The following is a 2,008-nucleotide window of genomic DNA, read 5'->3' as shown; positions in this document are numbered from 1 at the left end:
CACGTGTTTTTCCCGGAACGCCTTGATGAACTTCACCCTGGGCTCTGCGGCAAGGATCTCGTCTGGTGTAGAAAACATTCCTGGGTTCACCCACACGTCGACGCTGTCTGCGATAGCCATGATTTCTTCGAGTGTGAACTTGAGTTCGCGGCTGGTGTCTGCGGCCCACAGGTAGCAGCCTCCGGCGTCTTTGATAAGTTGTGCGGTAAAACTCTTGCCGCCCGGCGCATACCACACGCCGCCGTAGCTCATGCCTACAAGTACGCGGGGACAGGGTTGTGTGGGGGAAGAATCCCCCTCGCTCGCACGCTGTTGCTCGCTACCCCCTCTAGCGGGGGACACCCCCGCAACACCCCCGTCTACAGCCTGTAAATAAGCGTTTTTACTTTGTTCAAAAATCGAATCGGCAAGCGCCTCCACGCCGAACAGGCGCCCGAACAGCTTGATCCATTCGGCCTTTGCAAGCGGGGTACGTTCCTGCCATTCCGACGTAAGCATCAGCGAAAGCCCGAATGCGCTCGTAGTCGTCCATGCCGCCGCCAGTCGCAAAGTCGAACACCAGGTCGGGCTTTGTCGCCATCAACTTTTCGAGCGAAAGCGTAGGCCCGTTTCCGACCTCGGCCACTTCGCCCGCGGCGACGCGCGCATACAACAGGCTATCGACCAGGTAACGCCCCTCGCCCACCGCCACAATGCGGTCGCGCAGCCCGAGGCGCAGCATGTAGCCCACCTGCGACGACGAAAGCGCCACCACGCGCTTGAGTGGCGCGCCCAGCTTGAATCGCTTGATCAAGGTATCGCGCCCCACAATCGAGCGGATTTCGGCATAATCCTCGCCGCAAAGCTTGCCCATTTTAAGGTTTTCGCTAAATTCCAGCGCCGGAAGTTCGCCGCAGTCGGCCGTTTTCACGTCGCCTCCGGCCTCGCTTTTGCAGCCCGACAGCCCGAAGGCCGAAAAAGCCATAAAAAGCCCGAAGGCGGCGCCCATGACCATTTTTCCACAAAAATTCAACATCCTAGCTCCTAAAAAAGCACGTAAATCGTTGATTTTTAACATCTTATGAAAATTTCCGATGCAATTTTCCTAAACATAATGTATTTTATAGCCTAGATATTAGCAATGGAATCTTTTATGAAAACAAAGATAGCCTCTTTTTTGAGCATTGTCGCTCTCAGCTTGCTCACCCTCGCAACCGGCTCGTTCGCCGAAGAAGAAGAAGGGTTTTACGAAAAGGACCACGTCCGTGGGTTCATCTCCATTGGCGCCGACTACCGCGGCATGCGCAAGGAATTCCAGCGCTACGTGAACAACACTGCCTTCCAGAACTTCGGTCACCGCGTCAAGTACGCCGTCCCCGATAGCTCCGGCAATATCGATACGGTCCAAACGACTTCGTACGGCGCATTCAAATACGACAAGTTCGATGACTGGTACCTGGGACTCCACGTAAACGTAGGTGCCCAGTACAAGCAGTTCATGACCTGGATCGACTTCAACTTCATGCCCTCCCAGGTGTCCGAACGCAAGGCCGACTGGTATACCGCAGATATTCCCGCAACCACACTGCCCGAAGGTTCATACGCCGTCACAGACGATTATTTCCCGCTTTACGACGTCGAATGGTTCGCTTACGGCGCCGACTGGATGTTCGCATGGAAGCTCTTCGGCGAAAATGCGCCGATCAACCTGATTCCGGCAATCGGCTTCGGTTTCAACCTCATCAACTTCCACTTCGCCTCCCACTTCGACCATTTCGAAAAGGGCAACGAAGACCACGTGGAAACCGTCCGCGACCGTTTCTACAGCACGTTCGCAACTACAGTCAACTCCGAACTTGAACTCCGCATCGAACTCGGTCGTTTGGCTCTGGGCGGCTACATCGGTTACCGATTCATCCGCTATAACGACCTCGACGTCGAAGGCTTTAACATTCAGTTCAGCGGCATGAATGCCGAGGAGACGAAGGCGGAGCTGCGTCTGATGATCGAGAAAGCACCTGCCGACATC

General features: G+C 55.2%; 2 protein-coding genes and 1 pseudogene. 1 reads left to right on the top strand and 2 read right to left on the bottom strand.

Annotation, left to right across the window (positions count from 1 at the left end; genetic code table 11):
* Both Q0628_RS00390 and Q0628_RS00385 read right to left on the bottom strand, forming a co-directional pair.
* Positions 1–342, bottom strand: a pseudogene (locus Q0628_RS00390) (hypothetical protein); the annotation flags it as partial.
* A gap of 49 nt (positions 343–391) precedes the next feature.
* Positions 392–1,015 carry a hypothetical protein gene (locus Q0628_RS00385; RefSeq protein ID WP_298767439.1) on the bottom strand — a complete coding sequence of 208 codons (624 nt, stop codon included), beginning with the start codon at positions 1,013–1,015 and terminating at the stop codon, positions 392–394.
* Positions 1,016–1,132: 117 nt separating this feature from the next.
* Here Q0628_RS00385 and Q0628_RS00380 point away from each other — a divergent pair.
* On the top strand, positions 1,133–2,008 hold an 876-nt coding region (locus Q0628_RS00380), incomplete at its 3' end, for a hypothetical protein (RefSeq protein ID WP_298767437.1).

The sequence above is a fragment of the uncultured Fibrobacter sp. genome (genome assembly GCF_937877005.1).
GTDB lineage: Bacteria > Fibrobacterota > Fibrobacteria > Fibrobacterales > Fibrobacteraceae > Fibrobacter.
Note: the sequence above shows the minus strand (reverse complement) of the source record. Positions and strands in the feature narration are given on the sequence as shown.